General features: G+C 60.2%; 18 protein-coding genes. 10 read left to right on the forward strand and 8 right to left on the reverse strand.

Features of this window, described 5'->3' with window-relative positions:
• Window positions 1-195: 195 nt before the first annotated feature.
• The 5 genes from ACFPFG_RS16815 (at window position 196) to ACFPFG_RS16835 (ending at window position 5749) form a co-directional block, all read left to right on the forward strand.
• The gene (locus tag ACFPFG_RS16815) at window positions 196-909 is read left to right on the forward strand and encodes an FHA domain-containing protein (RefSeq protein WP_183021352.1); all 714 of its coding nucleotides are present in this window, start codon (window positions 196-198) and stop codon (window positions 907-909) included.
• Window positions 910-1132: 223 nt separating this feature from the next.
• Window positions 1133-1636 (forward strand): pilin, encoded by a 504-nt coding sequence (locus tag ACFPFG_RS16820; RefSeq protein WP_374619048.1) that lies wholly within the window; start codon window positions 1133-1135, stop codon window positions 1634-1636.
• A 200-nt stretch (window positions 1637-1836) separates the two neighbouring features.
• The gene (locus ACFPFG_RS16825; protein WP_197953980.1) at window positions 1837-3762 is read left to right on the forward strand and encodes a hypothetical protein; all 1926 of its coding nucleotides are present in this window, start codon (window positions 1837-1839) and stop codon (window positions 3760-3762) included.
• 3 nt (window positions 3763-3765) lie between these two features.
• On the forward strand, window positions 3766-4200 hold the full coding sequence (locus ACFPFG_RS16830; protein ID WP_380107489.1) for a GtrA family protein: 435 nt from the start codon (window positions 3766-3768) through the stop codon (window positions 4198-4200).
• Between the two features lies 1 nt (window position 4201).
• Window positions 4202-5749, forward strand: a complete 1548-nt coding sequence (locus ACFPFG_RS16835; RefSeq protein WP_232245673.1) for an NAD(P)/FAD-dependent oxidoreductase — start codon at window positions 4202-4204, stop codon at window positions 5747-5749.
• Between the two features lie 106 nt (window positions 5750-5855).
• Here ACFPFG_RS16835 and moaC read toward each other — a convergent pair whose 3' ends face one another.
• Window positions 5856-6329, reverse strand: a complete 474-nt coding sequence (gene moaC, locus ACFPFG_RS16840; RefSeq protein ID WP_380107491.1) for a cyclic pyranopterin monophosphate synthase MoaC — start codon at window positions 6327-6329, stop codon at window positions 5856-5858.
• Window positions 6330-6483: 154 nt separating this feature from the next.
• Here moaC and ACFPFG_RS16845 point away from each other — a divergent pair, with 154 nt between their 5' ends.
• Complete coding sequence (locus ACFPFG_RS16845) at window positions 6484-8109, forward strand: M48 family metalloprotease (RefSeq protein WP_197953986.1); 1626 nt, start codon at window positions 6484-6486, stop codon at window positions 8107-8109.
• Here the strand turns inward: ACFPFG_RS16845 and ACFPFG_RS16850 are convergent.
• The 3 genes from ACFPFG_RS16850 to ACFPFG_RS16860 form a co-directional block, all read right to left on the reverse strand.
• On the reverse strand, window positions 8083-8430 hold the full coding sequence (locus tag ACFPFG_RS16850; RefSeq protein WP_012202791.1) for a phage holin family protein: 348 nt from the start codon (window positions 8428-8430) through the stop codon (window positions 8083-8085). The genes ACFPFG_RS16845 and ACFPFG_RS16850 overlap by 27 nt on opposite strands.
• 299 nt (window positions 8431-8729) lie before the next feature.
• Window positions 8730-9188 carry a hypothetical protein gene (locus tag ACFPFG_RS16855; RefSeq protein WP_013804594.1) on the reverse strand — a complete coding sequence of 153 codons (459 nt, stop codon included), beginning with the start codon at window positions 9186-9188 and terminating at the stop codon, window positions 8730-8732.
• A 135-nt stretch (window positions 9189-9323) separates the two neighbouring features.
• The gene (locus ACFPFG_RS16860; RefSeq protein WP_012202789.1) at window positions 9324-10064 is read right to left on the reverse strand and encodes a TerC family protein; all 741 of its coding nucleotides are present in this window, start codon (window positions 10062-10064) and stop codon (window positions 9324-9326) included.
• 511 nt (window positions 10065-10575) lie between these two features.
• Here ACFPFG_RS16860 and ACFPFG_RS16865 point away from each other — a divergent pair.
• From ACFPFG_RS16865 to ACFPFG_RS16875, 3 genes are all read left to right on the forward strand, one after another.
• Window positions 10576-11007 carry a DUF3717 domain-containing protein gene (locus ACFPFG_RS16865; RefSeq protein WP_183021344.1) on the forward strand — a complete coding sequence of 144 codons (432 nt, stop codon included), beginning with the start codon at window positions 10576-10578 and terminating at the stop codon, window positions 11005-11007.
• An 80-nt stretch (window positions 11008-11087) separates the two neighbouring features.
• Window positions 11088-11279: a hypothetical protein gene (locus ACFPFG_RS16870; protein ID WP_380107494.1), complete on the forward strand. Its 192-nt coding sequence runs from the start codon at window positions 11088-11090 to the stop codon at window positions 11277-11279.
• A 140-nt stretch (window positions 11280-11419) separates the two neighbouring features.
• On the forward strand, window positions 11420-12133 hold the full coding sequence (locus tag ACFPFG_RS16875; RefSeq protein ID WP_183021342.1) for an N-acetyltransferase: 714 nt from the start codon (window positions 11420-11422) through the stop codon (window positions 12131-12133).
• Between the two features lie 25 nt (window positions 12134-12158).
• Here the strand turns inward: ACFPFG_RS16875 and ACFPFG_RS16880 are convergent, their stop codons facing one another.
• The 3 genes from ACFPFG_RS16880 to purB are packed head-to-tail and all read right to left on the reverse strand — an operon-like array spanning window position 12159 to window position 15207.
• Window positions 12159-12719, reverse strand: coding sequence for a YaeQ family protein (locus tag ACFPFG_RS16880; protein ID WP_183021341.1), 561 nt, complete (start codon window positions 12717-12719; stop codon window positions 12159-12161).
• Between the two features lie 27 nt (window positions 12720-12746).
• Window positions 12747-13823, reverse strand: coding sequence for an acyltransferase family protein (locus ACFPFG_RS16885; protein WP_380107497.1), 1077 nt, complete (start codon window positions 13821-13823; stop codon window positions 12747-12749).
• 4 nt (window positions 13824-13827) lie between these two features.
• Window positions 13828-15207 (reverse strand): adenylosuccinate lyase, encoded by a 1380-nt coding sequence (purB, locus tag ACFPFG_RS16890; RefSeq protein ID WP_380107499.1) that lies wholly within the window; start codon window positions 15205-15207, stop codon window positions 13828-13830.
• Between the two features lie 115 nt (window positions 15208-15322).
• Here purB and ACFPFG_RS16895 point away from each other — a divergent pair, with 115 nt between their 5' ends.
• On the forward strand, window positions 15323-15943 hold the full coding sequence (locus ACFPFG_RS16895) for a glutathione S-transferase family protein (RefSeq protein WP_183021339.1): 621 nt from the start codon (window positions 15323-15325) through the stop codon (window positions 15941-15943).
• A 336-nt stretch (window positions 15944-16279) separates the two neighbouring features.
• On the opposite strand, the gene glnE is transcribed toward ACFPFG_RS16895, so the two are convergent.
• On the reverse strand, window positions 16280-19024 hold the full coding sequence (gene glnE / locus ACFPFG_RS16900) for a bifunctional [glutamate--ammonia ligase]-adenylyl-L-tyrosine phosphorylase/[glutamate--ammonia-ligase] adenylyltransferase (RefSeq protein ID WP_380107501.1): 2745 nt from the start codon (window positions 19022-19024) through the stop codon (window positions 16280-16282).
• Between the last annotated feature and the right edge of the window lie 41 nt (window positions 19025-19065).

Here is a 19065-nt window from a genome sequence, read left to right on the forward strand (position 1 = left end):
TGCACCACCCTCCCAGGTTCCAATTGTTAAAAATGATTGCAAATTCAACAATCGGGAAAAGATAATCCATAGTCTGTATCAAATACGATGACAGACCTCGGCACGCGCAGGCCGCAGACATAATATTTGGATACACCCCAGCTCCGGATCGCCCAGTGGATGGTGCAACCCGGGCATAACAAAGGAACTTTGAGCATGCCGACCCTGGTCATCTCCATCGACGGCGCCGTCATCAAGGAAGTGCAGCTGGCCAAGGAGCGCACCACGCTGGGACGGCGTCCCTACAACGACATCGTGATCGACAACCTGGCGGTCAGCGGCGAGCACGCCGTTCTCAGCGTCGTCGACGGCACCGTCATCATCGAAGACCTGCGCAGCACCAACGGCACGTATGTCAACGGTCAGCCCATACTGCGCCAGACCCTGAACCACGGCGACCTGCTGGACATCGGCAAGTACAAGATCCGCTTCGTGCAACAGCAGGTCAGCGCGTCCTCACGCTCGGCCCTGGCCGCCATCGCCGCGGCAGTCGAGGCCACCCGCCCGGCCCCTTTGGCAGAAGCGGCTCTGCCCTCGCAGTTCAGCCAAGAAACGTCCTCGGGTTTCGACCACACCCTGCCTCCGTCGATGGCCGGACTGGCCACACGCCAGGCCGCCATCCGCATGCTCAACGGCAACGCTGCCGGCCGAGAAGTGCCACTGGTCAAAGTCGTCACCACGCTGGGCAAGCCCGGCGTGGCCGTCGCATCCATCACCCAGAAGCACCACGGCTTCGTGCTTGCCCAGCTGGAGGGCGATTCCCCCAGCCTCAAGCTCAACGGCCAGGAAATAGGCCGCCGCGCCATGCCGCTGCAGCATGGGGACACGGTGGAGCTGGCAGGTACGCAGATGCAGTTCCTGGTGGCGTGAAGGACCATTCCGATCCCTCCGACAAGCTGCGCGCAGCATCAGTGGCAAACGAACGATCTCTGACAAAAACGTCACAACAAATGGATCAATTTGTCAGAGAATGGCGACCAACCGTGTAAGTTGCAACCAAACCATACACAAGCGTGGACCTTGGCGCCCCGAGGCATCTGGCACGGCTCTTGCTCAACAGAGCATGCAATCAACCCCCTATGAGGAGAAGTTCATGAAGCGTTCCATCCAGCAAGGTTTTACCTTGATCGAATTGATGATCGTTGTGGCGATCATCGGCATTTTGGCAGCGGTTGCGCTGCCGGCTTATCAGGATTACACGGTGCGTGCGCGTGTATCGGAAGTAATTCTGGCCGGCTCTAGCTGCCGTACTGTAGTAACCGATACAGTGCAAAATGCCCCCGGCGATGACGTATCGTCGGCATTGAACGGCGGCTGCAGCATTTCTGCCACCAAATTTGTTCTGGGCGGCAATACGGACTCAAACGGCGTCATTACCGTCAATGCAAATTCCACGAACTTGAAGGGCGACACTTCCTCAACGGCGAACTCTATCGAGTTGAAGCCATACGTTATTGCCTCAGCAGGATCTGCACCCACCGCTTTGGTTGGTACAACGGGTGGCGGCAAGACCATTCACGAATGGCGCTGTGGACCTGCCTCTTCGAACCCGATGCCGGCAAAGTATCTGCCTGGCTCCTGCAAGTCTTCCAACTGATATATTTAATTCTTGAGTCCTCGCTTTAGGCACAAGGGTTCTACGCTCTAGCATTGTTTAATCAAGGATTCATGGAATTTAAATCCATGTGAAAAAAGGGGCATGAATCATGCCCCTTTTTCACGCTTCCAAGCTTTGAGAATGCAGTTGGAAATCTCCTGATTGACTAGTAGTCAAGGTAAAAACCAATTCTATATCGCATGCAATCAGATTCTATCGAGAATTCGGCTATCCAGCGCTCTCCTCTCCGCCCCCCGGATATTACAAGCTTGGCGGCACTATCTTTACTGGTGGCACTGTTATTTTCACTGCGCCCTTACAATGGAATACGACACGATTCTATTCTATATTTTGGGCAAGCACTCAGAGTACTATTTCCACAGGAGTTGGACAGGGACCTATTTTTCGCCTATGGATCACAAGCAAGCTACACGATTTATCCAAAACTACTGGCGATCCCATTAAAATTCTTTGAAACCGGGGCAGTCTCCATGGCCGGACTGTCTATTGCATTCATCCTATTTCTTGCCAGCAGTGCCTTCTTCGCAACAAAGATATTGCCAAATCGAAAAATAGCCCTATGGGCTTTGATTTTTCTCTTAGTTTGGCCATCAAGCTATGGCGGATATAATGTTTTCCGCTTCCAGGAACCATATCTCACCAGCCGTAGTTATGCGGAGCCCCTGGTTATCTTCGCAATGGCCACCTTGATATTGGGGCATCGCTGGATCTCACTATCCCTGCTTGCATGTGCAGCACTTCTCCATCCCTTGCAGGCACTCCCAGGCATTTCTCTATGGCTTCTTTCCCAAATAATAAATAAAAAAGAAAGGGGCATTTTTGCAGTCCTGATTGGAATAATTCTGCTGATATTTGGATGGATGGGACTTCATCCTTTTAATCGGATTTTCGAAAGCTATGACACCCAGTGGCTCGAGGCAATATCTGATGTCAACAAGAATGTCTTCATGCTTCGTTGGCCAGCGGAGTCCTGGCTATGGTTGATTATAGATTTTTTCATAATTTTTGTAGCCTTGCCTTTTATGCAGCCAGCGCTGCGCAAATGGTCCGTCTTGGCTCTTTGGACTACTGCAATAAGCTGCGTGGCGAGCATTTTACTTGTTGATCTATTAAAGCTAGTCCTACCTGCCGGCCTCCAATTATGGCGTGCTCACTGGCTGCTGCATTGGGCAGCTTTAGTATCCACGCCACTCGCAATTATTGGAATGCGAGATCAAGGCAAATCTCAACAACCCAGACTCGTACTATTCTCAGCAACTATTGTCGCTGCCGCCCCTTACGGGGCCCTGGCTTCCGTCCATGCAGCTATTTTTACTATTCCTCTTTATTTTGCCTGGCCTCATATACAGAAAAAAATTAGCCGACCTTATGTGTTGGCCTTGTACATTGGCCTTGCCGCAGCAATAACAGGCACATACCTTCGCTATGTAGCCTATTTACTCGATATAAGCAACCCCAATTTACAAGAAATCCGCTGGGAGAGGCTAGGGCTTGCATTGACACACCCGGTAGTACTAATAACCATAATATTCTTTGCATTAAAATACTGGCATAGGAAAGAGAGCATTCGCCCTTATATTTTTGGAGCAACTGCAGCACTAGCAGTTGCCTCATTTATTAACTGGGATCAACGCTCGCCCTTGGCTACCCAAATAGAAAAAAGCAAAAATCCCGACAAAATATTTAACTACTCCATTGAACCAGGGGCGACCGTCTACTGGAGCGGTCAATTACTAGCCCCTTGGGTCATGCTGCATAAGCCAAGTTACTGGAATGAGCTACAGCAGGCAGGGCTTTTATTTAATCGGGGGACCGCATTGGAATCTCAACGCCGAGCAAATCTGCTTTACCCCTACCAATTCCAGTCAGAGCTGTGCAAAATGATGGACAATCTGAACAAGAAGCCCGGAATTTGCCAAATAGATGTTGAATCCTTGAAAGACGCATGCCATGATAAATATTTCAAGCTTGACTACTTAATAATTCCGAATACTCTTCCGATCACCCCACTGGGAAAAGCTTACATGCAGAATGATGAGAAGAACAAGAATGAATCCACAATGTCCGGAGAATATTTATATCTCTACGCATGCAAGGATATTTAGAAAATGCAGAATCCATCATCCACTTTTCAGAAAATCCAGTCAGCCGTAAATTTCAAGGAAACTGCAATAGTTCAGTTCACTCGGTATTTCTTGGTAGCACTTGTTGCACTACTAATAGACACTGGGACGCTGTCATTTCTGATTCGATGGATGGAAATACCGCTAACGACTTCCGCTGCACTGGCATTTTTTGCGGGGACCGTCGCGAACTATCTTATGAGCGTCAAGTTGGTTTTCAAAGATCGTCAATTTGAAAACCAAAAATTCAGAGAATTTCTGCTGTTTGCAACAATAGGAATTGTAGGCTTGCTAATTACACAAGCCATACTTGAAATAGGATATTTACAGCTAAAAGCCAACCTGGAAATTGTCAAAATAGTGGCAGCAGGAGCAACTTTTATTTTCAACTTTCTAGTTCGGAAAATTTTCCTCTTCTAATATGCAGAAAAAAATCATCATCATTGGTGCTGGACCAGCAGGCCTTACTGCTGCTCGTGAACTTCAAGAGGCCGGCGAAAAAAACATCACCATATTTGAAGCTGACTGTTATGTAGGAGGCATATCCCGTACCGTTAGCCATAATGGCAACCGCATCGATATCGGAGGACATCGGTTCTTCTCCAAATCCGATTGGGTTATGCAATGGTGGCAGTCATACATGCCAATTCACAGCACACCAAAAGACATTAATAATCGTTCATTCAAATACCAAGGAAAAGAGATAAGCAATCTCCCCATTCCCGGTAAGCCAGATGATAGCGATGCCGTCATGTTGATTCGCGACAGGCTATCCAGAATTTATTTCAATCGCCAATTCTTTGATTACCCACTTAAGCTGAATTTAGAGAGTATTCAGAAGTTGGGATTCAAAAAAACGTTCCACTTCGGCCTTAGCTATATAGGCTCCAGAATCAGTCCTGTAAAACCAGAAAAATCCCTGGAAGACTTTCTAGTAAACCGCTTTGGAAAACAGCTATATCAGCAATTTTTCAAAGAGTATACAGAGAAGGTTTGGGGTGTTCCTTGTGAGCAGATAAGCGCCGAATGGGGGGCTCAGCGTATCAAAAGCCTCTCCATTCTGAAAGCATTAACACACTCCATCCGATCAATGCTGGGTTTAAAAGGAAAATCAACGGAGCAAACCTCCTTGATTGAGAGCTTCATTTACCCAAAATACGGACCCGGTCAGATGTGGGAGACCGTAGCTAGCCATTTCAAAAATAGCGGAGGCACATTGCATATGAAGGCCGAAGTTATCGGCATAGATGTAACAGAGAATACGGTGCGCTCTATAACCGTTAGATATCAAGATGGTAGCGAGACCAATCTCGAGTGCACGCACTTGATATCAACAATGCCAATAAAGAATCTTATTTCAGCATCCGCCAAAAACTGGACGCCCGAAATAAAAGAGATCGCCCAAAATCTACAATATCGAGATTTTTTTACAGTAGGCCTGCTATACCCACGCGATGCCCTTCGGGGCGACCTCAAAGACAATTGGATCTATATTCAAGAACCCGGCGTCAATGTGGGACGTGTTCAGATATTCAACAACTGGAGCCCATTTATGGTAGCCAAGCCGGATACAGTTTGGCTTGGACTAGAGTTTTTTTGTAAAGAAACGGATGAAATCTGGAATAAATCCGATGAAGCGCTTATTAATTTAGCACAACATGAAATAAAGAAAATTGCACTTGTCAACACAGAAAAATCAATGGATGCCGTGGTACTAAAGGTTCCAAAGGCCTATCCTGGATACTTTGGAGATGCGTATAAGAGTTTCGACAAAATAAGAAATGCACTTGATCCAATTCAGAACCTTTTTCTCATTGGAAGGAATGGAATGCATCGTTACAACAACCAGGATCACTCAATGCTGACGGCCAAGGAGGCTGCTCGCCAGATTAATGAAGGTGTGGCTGAGAAAGATAAAATATGGTCCATCAATATTGATGATGAGTACCATGAACAAAAGGCCTCGTAATCTGCAAGGAAATCATTTCAAACACTGTAATTAATGAGGGAATTTCAGTGTTTTCTTGATCGATTTGAAGCAAGCTCAATACCTCAGGTATCAAATTACTCTTTACTCAAGAGTAAGAATGCCCCGACCTCCCCCCTCGCTTCTCCACCACCCTCACGCCCCCCATCACCATGCCCTTGTCCACCGCCTTGCACATGTCATAAATCGTGAGCAGGGCCACCTGGACGGCGGTCAGGGCCTCCATTTCGACACCGGTAGGCCCCACCGTTTCCACCGTTGCAATACAAAGGACAGCAGACGCATCTGGCAACAGCTCAAACTCCACAGCCACACGCGTCAACGCCAGCGGGTGGCACAGCGGAATCAGGTCACTGGTCTTCTTCGCTGCCATGATGCCGGCGATGCGCGCAATGCCCAGTACGTCACCCTTCTTGGCCGTGCCGCCCTGAATGATGGCCAGTGTGGCGGGCTGCATGGTGATGCGGCCTTCGGCGACCGCGATGCGGTGGGTTGCGGGCTTGGCGGCGACATCGACCATGTGGGCCTGGCCCTGGGCGTCGAAATGGGTGAGGGAAGACATGGCAACTCCTGAAAATGCACTGGCTGGCCCATAGCTGTCCTGGCACGCTGGCCGGACCCGCCATGAACGTTCGGCGAACCGAGGCATCATAGTGGGGTGTTCCACCGCCCGGCATCAAGGTGCAGGGCCCGGCCTTCTGGCCTCTTACCTGCTCATGCATCCATCACGCCTGAAGACACGTATCGCCGTCGGCCTGCAGTTGCTGGCGGCCTCTCTCACCATCGCAGCGCATACACCCGCACAGGCCCAGTTGCGCCTGCCCACGCTGGGCGATGGCGCGGCCACGACGACCAGTGACGAGCGGCGTCTGGGTGACCGCATCATCCGCTCGCTCTACCGCGATCCGGACTACATCGACGATGCGGTACTGCAGGAATATGTGGAGGGCATCTGGCAGCACCTGGTCGATGCGGCACGCACGCGCGGCGAGCTGTCGGACGAGCTGGAGGAGCGCTTTGCCTGGGAGATCCTGCTGGGGCGGGACCGCTCGGTCAACGCCTTTGCGCTGCCGGGCGGCTATCTGGGGGTGCATCTGGGCCTGATCGGCGTGGTCAGCACGCGTGACGAGCTGGCGTCGGTGCTGGCGCATGAGTTGAGCCACGTCACGCAGCGCCACATTGCACGGCTCATTGCCCAGCAGGGCAAGCAGACGCCATTGATGATCGGCTCGATGATTCTGGGCGCGCTGGCTGCCAGCCGCAGCCCCGATGCCGCCATGGCGATGATGATGGGTGGCCAGGCGCTGGCCGTGCAGAATCAGCTCAATTTCTCTCGCGACATGGAGCGCGAGGCCGACCGCATGGGCTACGGGCTGATGGCGCCGGCAGGGTTCGCGCCGCAGGGCTTTGTGACCATGTTCGACAAGCTGCAGCAGGCCAACCGCCTGAATGACAACGGCAGCTGGCCCTATCTGCGCAGCCACCCGCTGACCACGGAGCGCATGGCCGACATGCATTCGCGCCTTCCGCGTGGCGTTGCGCCTGTGCCTGCGCCATCCCTGGAACACGTGATGATGGCCGCACGGGCCCGCGTGCTGGCGCGCCCCGGCGTGGATGTGCTGCGCCAGTGGGCCGAGCAGCCGCGCTCCACCAGCTTTGGCACCCAGCCCGCCGCGCAGCAGGCGGCGCAGCTGTATGCCGCCACGCTGAGCGCCGTGCAATTGCGCGACTGGGCGCAGGCGCGGGAAATGTCGCTGCGCCTGCAGCAGGCCACCGCCTCCAACCCCGATGCCTTGCGGCAGGCGAAGCTGCTGCAGGCCGAACTGGAGTTGACAGCCGGCAAGCCCGGTGCCGCATTGGAGGCGTTGCCGCCTTTGTACCTGCCTGCTGCCGCACCTGCCGAGCCCCGCTCCACGGAACCTGGCCTCCCCACGGCGATGGCAAGCGGCCCCAGTCTGGCGACCGTCAATGTGGTCGAAAACCGCGCTGTGCGCAGGCCGGAATTGCTGATGCGCACCCAGATCCTGCTGCGCGAGCAGGGCGCCGCCAGCATGGCGGGCCCGCTGCAGACCTGGGTGACGGATCACCCGCGCGATGCCAGCGCCTGGCAGCTGCTGGCCCAGGTGCAGCGCGCCCAGGGCCACGAGTTGCGCGCGTTGCGCGCCGAGGCCGAGGCCCAGGTCGCGCACTACGACTACGCGGCCGCGGTGGACCGCTTCAAGGCGGCGCAGGAGCTGGCCCGCAAGGGCGGGCCCAAGGTGGATTTCATCGAAGCCTCCATCGTGGACACGCGGCTGCGTGCCGTGGAGGAGCTGCTAAGGGAACAGGCGCGCGAGAAGTGATTCGATGGCCAGGCCCAGCAGCGAGTAGATGAGCGCGCCCAGCATGGCCGCCCAGAAGCCCGCGACGTGAAAGCCGCTGAGCAGGCCCGAGGCTGCCCAGAACATCAGTCCGTTGACCACGAAGAGAAACAGCCCGACCGTCACGATGGTCACGGGCAGCGTCAGCACCACGAGGATGGGGCGCAGCACCGCATTGAGCAGGCCGATGACCAGCGCCGCGATCATGGCCGAGCTGAAGCTGTTGACCTGCACGCCACCATAGAGATAGGCCACGACCAGCAGGGCACCGGCGCTGAGCAGCCATTTGATCAGGATTTTCATGCGGGCAGCATAGCAGCAGCCGACAGATCCGGGTTGAGGCGGCGCACTGGAAACTGCGGACTGCGGCGCCCAACGAAAAACGGCATCCCCGATTCCAGGGATGCCGTACCAAAAGTCAGTCTTGGGGAAGACTCCATCCAGCAAAAATGCGCAAGTCGGTTAGCCGCAGCGCCGCACCGTCCACCGTCCTTGAAACCGGCGCGCCTTCAAACCAGGGGCGCCGAGCAAGAGCCGCCTCGCGGCAAGGGCGCCGTCCCCCTTGGGGGAAGCGGCGAAGCCGCTCAGCGGGTGAACTGTTCTCAGATCATCGCTTCCTCGAACACCAGGCCCATCAGCGCGCCGATGGCCGCCAGCGTTCCCGGGAGATTCCAGCGCCGGCCCAGCGGGGCGGCAGGCGCCACGGCGGGAGCCGTGGCTTCCTGCTTGGGGCGGCGTGCATCGACGATCTGGGCCGTGCCGTGCTCCTGCTGGAGCTGGGCCACCAGTTCGGCCAGCGGGCCCTTGGCCAGCACCGGAGTGATCCTGCCAGCGCTGTCACCGAACACCGGCAGCAATTGGGCGAACAGCTTGTCGGCCCACTTGCCGCGCCAGCTTTCGCGCGCGCTGTGGCTCACCCATTTGCTGACCCGGTGGGTAATGCGCGGCGCGCAGGCCACCAGCAGCCAGTGCGAGGCCTGGGCCTGCGGCGAGGCGGCCAGGGCCTGTACCAGAGGCAGGGCGTAGGAAGCGTCATCCACGTAGACGATGATGGGGTTCAAAGCAAGTCCTTGTCGAACTGGGTTTGCGGGAGTGGGAGAGGCGGGCGGCCGGGGCCGCCCTTGCCATGGATTGTCGTGAATCGGCGCGGGCGGCCCATCGGGCCAACCCGGCGCCCACCTCAACTTTTCAGCGGATCAGGCTCCGTGGGCACCGGCCTTGGGAGCAGGACGGCGCGAAGCGATGTACTTGCCCAGTGCCAGCACCAGCAGGGCACCGAACACGCTGGCACCGTACTTGAGCATGTCGGTCTGGGGCAGCTTGACCATCCAGTCCCACTTCTCCGTATTGGCGAAGACGGGGTCGGTGACCAGCATGCCGCCGGCAATCCAGCCCAGCAGCATGCCGCCGGCCACGATGATGATGGGGAAGCGCTCCATCAGCTTGATCACGAGCTGCGAGCCCCAGACGATGATGGGGATCGAAATCAGCAGGCCCAGCACCACCAGCAGCATCTGGTGCTCGCCCGAGCTCTGGGCGGCGCCGGCAATGGCGATCACGTTGTCCACGCTCATCACCAGGTCGGCAACGATGATGGTCTTGATGGCGGCCAGCAGCTTGTCGCTGCCCTGGATGTTGTCGTGGCCGTCTTCATCAGGGGCGATCAGCTTGATGCCGATCCACACCAGCAGCAGGGCACCGACGAACTTCAGGAAGGGAAGCGCCAGCAATGTCATCGCGAAGGCGATCAGGATGACGCGCAGGATGATGGCACCCGCCGTGCCCCAGATGATGCCCTTCTTGCGTTGCTCGGGCGGCAGCTTGCGGCAGGCCAGCGCGATCACGACCGCGTTGTCCCCGCCCAGCAGGATGTCGATGATGATGATTTGGCCCAGGGCCACCCAGAACGGGGCGTGAGTCAGAAAGTCCAAGTCCATAAGGTCCTCGCTGTTGAGTAAGGCCGGCGAGAACTCCTCCCTCCTGGAGAAACACCCACCGGCACAGAAAGACCGATGCAACGCCGCAGCGCCTACCCGGGCAAGGACATGCCTGGCTCAGGGGAGAACACATTGATCGACCGTCATCAGGTCCATCAAAGGTCTTGCTCGGCTGCGGCATGCACCGCAACCCGGAAGGCCGGAAGCTTGCGCTTCGTATTGACGACCATTCCGATGCCGGCACCGTGGCTTTGCAAAAACCACCCCCGCCGGCAGAGAGCTACTCCCCTTCGAACCTGTGGATTGCAACACAAAGCCGCCACGGCACGCAAGTGAAAAAACCCTTCATCCCCACGGAAAGCACAAGTCACGCGCCCCCCAGACCATCTGTCTGCATACATCAGATGCTTCACTATCCATAGCAACCCTTGAGCCAACGGAGTGTTGCAGCCGTGCCCGGCCGTGGGCGGGCAGGCGTCTTATCATCGCTGTCCCTTCCCCCTGCCCGTCCATGACCGCACTGCACATCACCGACATCGAAGCCGCCATCAACTACTGGCGCGAGCGCCATCCGTCCCCGGACGGCGTGCTGCTACAGCCCGAAGTGCGGGCCCTGGCCGAGGTGTACGCGCTGATGATCTTCTGGCATGAGACCGAAGTACAGGTTGAGGGCTTTCCCTCGCACGCCATGGCGGCCTGGCTGGCCTGGTACGACACCACGCCCGATACGCCCTGCATCGCCATCTGCTCCACCAGCCAGGGCGACGAAAGATGCAAGGGTTGCGGCCGCAGCTTTGACGAAGTGCAGTTGTGGACCGCGATGGAGCCGGCGCAAAAACGGATGGTCTGGCGCAGGATCACGGCAGAGGGCGACTCCTGGCGTTTCACCCGCTATGCAGAGCGTGCAGCCGAGCGCACGGACACATCGCGCAACTCCGGCTGATTGCTGGCTGATTGCCGACCGATCTGCCGGATACCGCACCGGACCAGTGCGATGTTGCAGACGGCCTAACATCGGTCGCCATGCTGCAGACCGCCGCTTCCTGCCACAGCCACAGCCACAGCCACCTCCGCCTTTGCGTGCGCCTCACGGCACGTGATGCGGGCGGGACGCGCGTGCCGGCCGGCAAGGCCTGGCCCGCCACGGCCACGCGCCTGCGCGAGCGTGACGCGGCACGGCTGAACATCGGCCCCCGACAGGCCGCACGGTCTTGATGCGCTGCCCTGCGCGGAACCGGGCAGCGTCGCTTCATTGAATCCGCTCTTCTTGCGCCGCCTTCATCCCTAGGCTGAAGGCGGTCGGATTTTCACGCGTCTGCCCGGCCACAAGGCGAGCCGACGAAGCGAGCCCTGCCGTGACCTGTCTAGCCCCTGCCCCAGCCGGGCCCTCTTTTGCCGGCCCCTCTTTTTCCACGCTCTTGCGACATCTGCGCCATCTGAGCGATACCGTGGCGCATCGCGCCCTGCCCCGCTGCGCGCCACGCCACGTCACCGAGCTGCGCATCGACGTGATGCAGCCGCTGGTGGAGGGCGAGCTCGAAGCCATTCATGAGCGCCTGTACCAGCCCGGCAACAAGCTCCATGGCCTGGAGCGCCGCCCATTGCACGACCCGCAGTTCCAGCTGCACTGGCGTGAAGCCGACGGCGAATGGTTTGCCTACGTGGAGGATATGGAGCGGCGCTGCCTGGCCGGCTACACGGTGTTCAATCGCCTGGTCGAGGTGGACAAGCGCACCGACCGCCGCGTGCGCTCGCCGCATTCGCGCTTTGCACCGGATTACCAGCGGCGCGGCATTGCCAGCGCCGTGTATCGCAGCGTGCTGGACAAAGGCACTTGCCTGGTCAGCGGTGCACGCCAGTCGCCGGGCGCCCACGGCCTGTGGAACCATCTGGCGCGAACCTATGACGGTCGCTATGTGGGCATTGCGGACAGCAAGTCGCTCATCCATCTGGGCCGCAATGTGCCGGACGATGTCATGGACCGCCTGTCCACGCGCCGCATGCTGCTGGGCGCGGGCTGGACCGTGGAGTCCTTTGCCCAGGCCGTCCGGATGCAGTTGCCTGGCTGAGGCACAGGCCTGAGCGAAAGCCCGCTTACTTCCAGCGCAGCGGCTCGATGAAGACCGTGCCCAGGTTGCTGCTGAGCGTCAGCGCGCCTTCCTGGATGGTGGCCTGCAGCTGCATGCTGCGCTCGGCCAGTTCCGCCAGGGACTGGGATGTTTCGGAAGGAATGCGCCAAACCTGCAGCTTGCCCAGCCGCGCCAGCTTGCCCTCCAGGCCCTTCCACCAGACCTCGGCCGCGTGGTGAAAGGCGTAGAGCACCACCGCATCGGACTTGTTGCAGGCCTTGGCGATGGGCTTTTCCTCGGGCTGGCCGACCTCGATCCACAGGCGCTTGGCGCCCGTGAAGTCGGTCAGCGAGACATCGGGGTCTTCGGGATCGGACAGGCCTGCGCCAAACGCCAGCGTCCCGTCGCCCTTGCACATGTCATTGAGCTGGTGTGCATTGAGGGCCAGGGCCACCAGGCGCACCATCATGCGTTCGTCCGTCTCGCTGGGATGGCGCGCCAGGGTCAGCGAATGGTCGGCGTAGTAGCCGTGGTCGATGTCGGCGATGGACAGGTTCGCCTTGAAGATGGTGGATTTGAGGGCCATGAGAAAACCAGGGACAGCGCATGGCCATCAGGAGGCCAGATGCGCAGGAATATCGAGGGAGGAGACAGTCGGCTTGCGTGGCTTGAAGGCCAGCGCCTTCTTTTCGACAAGGTGCCAGGACAGCATCGCCAATAGGCCAGCCCCCACAAGACTGCAGGCCAGCGCCGCCACAAAGCCGATCCGGCCTGAAAAGTACCAGACCACTGCCTGCTGAACGGGAAAGGCGTAAATGTACAGGCCGTAAGACAAATCACCAAAGCGACCAGCTTGTCGTAGCAGGGGTGTGCTGGCGGAGCCCAGCATCACCGCCAGCACGGCCATTGCCAGCAAAGGCGCTTGCAGCACCAGGATCAGAGGCCCCGTGGCATGCAGCAGCACGCAGCCGGCCAGCAACAAGGCAAGGGCCGGCATCCGCCGGGAGATCCAGAGATGGCGCCAGCATGCCAGCGTGGCGCCGAGCGAGAACACCATCGCATACTGCAGCGCGAACGACCATTCAGGCATGGACTCGCCGGGAGCGATGCTGTAACGTCGCCAAAGCGCCACCATCAATGCCACAAAGATCAAGGGTGCGGTATGACGCCAACGCAGCAGGCCCAGACTACCTGCTACGCCCAGCGCCACATAGCAGCCGACCTCCAGAGGAATGGTCCACAGCGGGCCGTTGACTGCTGTGCGCAGCACATTCGTCTCGAATACGCCAGGCAGCTCATATCGCGTCTGCAGCCAGAGATTGCTGAAATAGCTCCAGGTCAGCGGATGCGCGAAATACGCATCCAAGGACAGCGAACTCACCAGCGGCCCCAGTGCCAGCGCACACAAGACCACGGCAGCAGTCAAGCCCGGCCAAATGCGCAACCCCCTGCGCATCGCGAATCGGCCCAGGTGTGGATCTGCCAGCCAGGACAGCATCACCAAATAGCCGCTGATGGCAAAAAAAATGACAACGCCCACGGCCCCGGGCTTGTCGTAAAGCAGCGTCGGGATGGGCATCCCAAGGACCGCGAACTGGTGGCTCCAAATGACCAGCAGGGCTGCCAGCAGCCTGAAGGCATCGAAATTGTTGGAGCGCAGGGCAGTTTCGGACCCTGGGATCACCTGCATCAACTCAAACGCGGCGAGCCAGCTCGGCCGCCTTGCCCAAGTAGGAGGCAGGCGTCATGGCCAGCAGGCGGTCCTTGTCGGCCTGGGGAATTTCCAGGCCGTTGATCAGGCGGTGCAGGTCTTCGGCCTGCACGGTCTTGCCGCGCGTGACTTCCTTGAGCTTTTCGTAGGCGCCCTGCACGCCGTAGCGGCGCATGACGGTCTGGATGGGCTCGGCCAGCACTTCCCAGGCGTGGTCCAGGTCTTCCTGCAGGCGCTCTTCGTTGAGCTCGAGCTTGTTCAGGCCCGTCATCAGCGAACTGTAGGCCAGCGTGGCATAGCCCATGGCCACGCCGATATTGCGCAGCACGGTGGAGTCGGTCAGGTCGCGCTGCCAGCGCGAGATGGGCAGCTTTTCGGCCAGGTGCTTGAGCAGGGCGTTGGCCAGGCCCAGATTGCCTTCGGCGTTCTCGAAGTCGATGGGGTTGACCTTGTGCGGCATGGTGGACGAGCCGATCTCGCCGGCCTTCAGGCGCTGCTTGAAGTAGCCCAGGGACACATAGCCCCAGACATCGCGCGAGAAGTCGATGAGGATGGTGTTGGCGCGCGCGATGGCGTCGAACAGCTCGGCCATGTAGTCATGCGGCTCGATCTGGATCGAGTAGGGCTGGAAGCTCAGGCCCAGGCCCTGGGGCTCGGGGGACTCGATCACGTTCTTGCTGAAGGCTTCCCAGTCGAACTCGGGCCAGGCCGACAGGTGGGCGTTGTAGTTGCCGACGGCGCCATTCATCTTGGCCAGCAGCTTGACCTCGGCGATGCGGGCAGCGGCCTTTTCCAGGCGCACCAGCACGTTGGCGATTTCCTTGCCCACGGTGGTGGGGCTGGCGGTCTGGCCATGCGTGCGGCTGAGCATGGGCACGGCCGCGTAGGCGTGGGCCATCTCGCGCAGCTTGGCGGTGATGCCCGTCAAGGCCGGCAGCAGCACGCTGTCACGGCCGGCGCGCAGTTGCAGCGCATGGCTGGTGTTGTTGATGTCCTCGCTGGTGCAGGCGAAGTGCACGAACTCGGCGGCCTTGAGCAGCTCGGGACGGCCGTCGAACTTGCCCTTGATCCAGTACTCCACGGCCTTGACGTCGTGGTTGGTGGTCTTTTCGATGTCCTTGATGGCCACGGCGTCGGCCTCGGAGAAGTTCTTCACCAGATCCTGCAGATAGACGCGGGCGCCTTCGGTCAGGGGCTTGAACTCGGCAAAGCCGGCGTCCGACAGGGCGATGAACCAGGTCACCTCCACCTGCACGCGGCGGTGCATGTATCCCATCTCGCTCATGATCGGGCGCAGAGGAGACAGTTTGGCGGCGTAGCGGCCGTCGAGCGGGGACAGGGCGGAGATGTGCGGCAGATTCATGGGCCGTGATTGTAGGTGCGCGCGGCAAAAACGGGGGCTGCAGGGGGAGATCGCCGGGCAGCGCATAGAATCGGCTGCCCGCCCATGGGCCGCCTCTTCGCCACGGAAAACAGCCATGAAACTGATAGGTTCCTCCACCAGCGCCTACGTACGCAAGGTACGCGTCGTACTGGCCGAGAAAAGGCTCGACTATCAGTTCGTCGAGGAAAACCCCTGGAGCCGCGAGCTGTCGCCCGGCACCGGCAACCCGCTGGGCAAGGTGCCGCGCCTGGTCATGGACGGCAGCGATGCCATGTTCGACTCGCGCGTGATCGTCGAATATCTGGACACACTTTCCCCGGTAGGCAAGCTGATCCCGGGCACAGGCCGCGAGCGTGCCGAGATCAAGACCTGGGAAGCCCTGGCCGATGGCGTGCTGGACGCCGGAGCCCTGGCCCGACTCGAAGCCACCTGGGATGGCCGCAGCGAAGAGCAGCGTTGCCAGGCCTGGATAGACCGCCAGCTCGCCAAGGTGCGCGCCGCACTGAACGTGATGTCCCAGGGCCTGGGCGACAAGCCCTATTGCTGCGGCATCCACTTCACCCTGGCCGACGTGTGCGTGGGCTGCGCGCTGGGCTGGCTGGACTTTCGCTTTCCCGAGCTGGACTGGCGCGCCGACCACCCCAATCTGGCTGCCTTGCAGGCCAAGCTGGCGGAACGCGCCAGCTTTGCGGCCACGCGCCCGCCCCAGCCCTGAAAGCGGGTCAACCCCGCAACGACAACTGCAGCGGCGACAAAAAAGGCCACCCGATGGGTGGCCTTTTTGCTGGCATAAAAAAGTTGCGAAGCATCCCGAAACGAATAAAGAGAGGGAGGGAGGAGAAGCGCTTCGGGCGGAACAGTTCAGGACTGTGGCCCCAGAGGCTTCGCAACGTGAAATTCGGTCTGTATGCCCTCTCTCGTCAACCTGTCCAATAGATGAGCTACTTTTGCAGAAGTTCCAGGGGTCCGGGGCGGGAAAAATGTAACATTTTGACGAGGAGCGTCATCCTGCTGTAGGCCATCTTCGACGGATGCTGACGGGACGGCATCCTCATCCCAGCATGGCCCCCGTGAAAACCGCTTCCCACAGGGCCTTGACCGGCGCACTGAGCGGTTCGGCCTGGCCCGGTACCAGTTGGGCCGTTCGCTCGTCCAGCCGCGCCACGTGCTGCAGGCGGCGCAGTTCACGGTAGGCCCGGGCGGCCTGCTGGCCCACGCCTGCAGGCAGCAGGCCCGCCTCTTCCGCACGCTGCAGCAGCGCGATGTTGCCCAGGTTGGCCATCAGCCCCGGATGCAGGGCCGATTGCGAGAGAACCAGGTACTGGACCGCGAACTCCACATCGACCATGCCGCCGGGACTGTGCTTGACGTCGAAGAGGCCGCCGCGCACCGGATGCGCAGTGCGCACGCGTTCGCGCATGGCCACGATCTCGTCGCGCAGGGCCGCGGCGTCGCGCGGCGCGGTGATCACGGCCTCGCGCACGGCGTCGAAGCGGGCCTGCAGATCGTCGCTGCCCAGCACGAAGCGCGCCCGCGTCATGGCCTGGTGTTCCCAGGTCCATGCCGTGTTGCTGCCGCGCTGCTGCTGGTAGTTGGCATAGGAGGCGAAGCTGGTCACCAGCAGGCCGGAGTTGCCGTTGGGGCGCAGCGCGGTGTCGATCTCGAACAGATCGCCCTCGCCCGTCTTGACGGCCAGCCAGTTGATGAGCTTGCGCACAAAGGCGGCATAGATCTCGGAGGCGTGCTCGTCGTCGTCATCGAAGACGAAGACGATGTCCAGGTCGCTGCCGTAGCCCAGCTCCTTGCCGCCAAGCTTGCCGTAGCCAATGATGGCGAACTGCGGCGACTCGCGGTGGCGGTTCTTGAGCCGGCTCCAGCACCAGCTGGCCGTCACGCGCAGCACGCAGTCGGCCAGCGCACTGAGGTCGTCCGCCACCTGCTCGACCGTGATGCGGCCCTCGATATCACGCGCCAGCGTGCGAAAGACCTCGGCATGGTGGGCGCGGCGCAGCAGGTTCAGCAGGGTTTCGTCGTCGTCCTCGCCCGTGGTCTGCAGCGCGGCCAGGCGCAGGGCCAGCTCATGCTCGAAATCCATGGGAGAGAAGCGCTCGCCCAGCATGGCGTCGTTGGCCAGCTCGTCGATCACGCCCGGGTGCTGCTGCAGGTAGCGCGCGGGCCAGCGCGCCGCGCCCAGCAGGTCCAGCAGCCGCTCGTGCACGGCAGGGCGCTCCAGCAGCAGGGCCAGATAGCTTTCGCGGCGCAGCAGCGGCTCCAGCCAGTTCAGAAAGCGCACTGCGGCGTCCTCGGGCACGCTGCGCTCGGCCACCCATTGCGCCGTGCGCTGCACAAGGCGGAACAGCCGGCCGCGCGCCTCGTCGCGCAGGTTGGCGATGCGGGCGTTGCCGCGCCAGTCGGCCACGTGGGCGGCCAGGGCGGGCGGCAGCTGCTCCATGAGCCCATCGATCTCGCGCGGCGTTCCTCCCTGTGAAGGGCTGCGGGCGCCGTTGCAGCGGCCCGCGCTGCATTGCGGCGGGGCCGAGCCGCCGAGCAGGGTGTCGAACTCCTCGGCCACCTTTTCGCGGTGGGCGTCGAACTGGTGCAGGAAGGCGCAGGTATCGGCAAAGCCCATGGTGCGCGCAATCCATTCCAGGTCATCGTCGCGCGTGGGCAGCACGTGGGTCTGCTGGTCGTCCAGGTACTGGATGCGGTGCTCGACACGGCGCAAAAAGGTATAGGCCGCGCCCAAGGCGTCGGCAACCTCCTGGCTCATGAGGCCGGCGCGTGCCAGGCGCCCCAGCGCCTCCAGCGTGGGGCGGCAGCGCAGCTCGGGGAACTGGCCGCCGCGCACCACCTGCAGCAATTGCACGGTGAACTCGATCTCGCGGATACCGCCGCGCGAGAGCTTGACGTCGTTGGAGCGGCCGGGATGGCCTGCGCTGCGCCGCGCGGCATGCTCGCGGATCTGGCGGTGCAGCGAACGCAGCGCGTCGAAGACCGCGTAATCCAGGTAGCGGCGAAAGACGAAGGGCAGGACCACGGCGCGCAGCGCCTGCACCTGCGTGGAGCGCACGCTGTCCATGGGCGCCACCACCCGGCTCTTGAGCCAGGCGAAGCGCTCCCACTCGCGGCCATGGGTCTGCAGATACTCCTCCAGCGAGGCCAGCGAGACAGCCGACGGCCCCGAGTTGCCGTTGGGCCGCAGCGCCAGGTCCACGCGGAACACGAATCCGTGCTCGGTGGTGTCGCCGATCAGTCCATAGATGCCTTTGACAACGCGCGCGAAGTACTCATGGTTGGACAGAACGCCGCGCCCGTCGGGCAGGCCGGCCGTGTCGCCGTCCTGCTCGTAGACGTAGATAAGGTCAATGTCGCTGGAGACATTGAGCTCGCGCGCGCCCAGCTTGCCCATGCCGATGATCCACAGCTGAACGGGCCGGCCCTCGGGGCCCTGCGGTGCGCCATGGCGCGCATCGAGTTCGGCGCGCACCTGGATGCAGGCGCGCTCCAGCGCCAGCTCGGCCAGCTCGGTCACGGCCCGCGTGACCACGGCCAGCGGCGCCTGCTGCTCGCAGTCGAGCACCATGGTTCGCTCCATGACCAGCTGGCGCAGCACGCGCAGGGCGGCCGACAGGTCCAGCCCGCGCTCCAGCAGCGCCGCCAGGGCCTGCTCCATGGAGGCGCGCTCGGGCGGGCCCGGCGGCAAAAGGCTCAGCTCGTCGCCATAGCGACGGTGCAGCCGTTGGTGAAAACGGGAATAGGCGGCCTGTGCGGTGACATTCAAGGCCGTACCTGCCATTGCGTGCTCTGAGGATTGCATACGGAACGCGAAAGAAGCGG

It is taken from the genome of Delftia deserti (genome assembly GCF_042653485.1).
In the GTDB taxonomy this organism is placed as follows: Bacteria; Pseudomonadota; Gammaproteobacteria; order Burkholderiales; family Burkholderiaceae_C; genus Comamonas; species Comamonas acidovorans.